1 protein-coding gene is annotated in these 1,521 nt (G+C 62.9%); it reads left to right on the forward strand.

Translation table 11 applies throughout. The features are described from left to right. Nucleotides 1-1,421, forward strand: a 1,421-nt coding sequence (locus ACH427_RS32300) for a group II intron reverse transcriptase/maturase (protein ID WP_398875387.1), incomplete at its 5' end; no start/stop codon positions are given. Between the last annotated feature and the right edge of the window lie 100 nt (nt 1,422-1,521).

The following is a 1,521-nucleotide window of genomic DNA, read 5'->3' on the forward strand; positions in this document are numbered from 1 at the left end:
GAAAACAGCGCCCATTGGGAATTCCGACGATCCGTGACCGGGCCATGCAGGCCCTGGTGCTGAACGCGCTGGAGCCCGAATGGGAGGCGCGGTTCGAGCCGAGATCCTACGGATTCCGGCCCGGCCGCGGCTGCCACGACGCGATCGAAGCCATCTTCCACGTGGCGAGAGGACGCCTCTCCAAGCGCAGGTGGGTGCTCGACGCCGACCTGGCGGCGGCATTCGACCGCATCGACCACCAACGGCTCATCGCCTCGCTCGCGACCTTCCCAGCCAGGGAATTGGTGCGGGCGTGGCTCAAAGCTGGTGTGATCGAGAACGGGACGTTCGCCCCGACTGCGGAAGGTACTCCGCAAGGGGGAGTCATCAGCCCTCTGCTGCTGAACATCGCTCTTCATGGAATGGAAGAGGCCGCAGGGGTCAGATACCGAACTGACGGTGTTCATACCGGAAAGACGGCACCTGGCAGCCCGGTACTGATCAGATACGCCGACGACTACGTCGCCCTGTGTCACTCCTATGACCAGGCACAAGAAGTCAAGGCACGGCTTGCCGACTGGCTGGCGCCGAGGGGTCTGGCCTTCAACGAGGAGAAGACGAGTATCGTCCACCTCGACGAAGGTTTCGACTTTCTCGGGTACAACGTCCGCCGCTACAAAGGAAGCAAGCTGCTGATCAAGCCGAGCTCTGCGGCGGTGGCCCGGTTCCGCAACAGACTGCGTAATGAACTGCGCATGCTTCGCGGGACCAACGCACTCGAAGTGATCACGGTGCTGAACCCGATTCTTCGAGGGTGGGCTGCCTACTACCGGAACGGGGTGTCCAAGCGAGTGTACAGCGACGTCGACGACTACCTCTGGTGGGCCGTCTTTCGCTGGGCGGCTCGCACGCACCCGAACAAGTCGAAGAAGTGGATCAGTGAACGCTACTTCGGCGCGTTCAACCCCGCCAGCCAAGCACGGTGGATTTTCGGCGACCGAGCTTCGGGCCGATACCTCACCAAGCTTGCCTGGACGCCGATCGTCCGGCACGTGATGGTCAACGGGAACGCCTCCCCGGACGACCCTGAACTTGCCGAATATTGGGCACAGCGGCGGCGGGAACACAAGCCACCGCTTAGCGACGTGCGCATCCGAATGATGCAACGCCAGCGTGGAAAGTGCCCGCTCTGCGGCGAATACCTGCTCTACGCCGACACTGAGCCACAACACCCGGACGACTGGGCCACGTGGTTCACCGGAATCCGCAAAGCGATCCGTCTTAAGGCGGTCATGTCGTTCGCGGAGACCACCAGAGCAAGCGATCGGAAGGTTCCGCGGAATCAACTCATCCACGCACACTGCGGGAAACGACTGGAGCGGCAGCCTTCCCCGTATCTGCGAGCAGCATCGCCTTATCCCAGGCCAGTAGGACTCGCTTGAGCCGTGTGCCGCGACGAGTGGCACGCACGGTTCTGAGGGGGGACCGCCGCAGTAATGCGGCGGTCCTACCTGACACCGGCTGGAACGCAGGTCTCCTCAC

The organism is Streptomyces sp. NPDC020379, assembly GCF_044387105.1.
Lineage (GTDB): Bacteria > Actinomycetota > Actinomycetes > Streptomycetales > Streptomycetaceae > Streptomyces.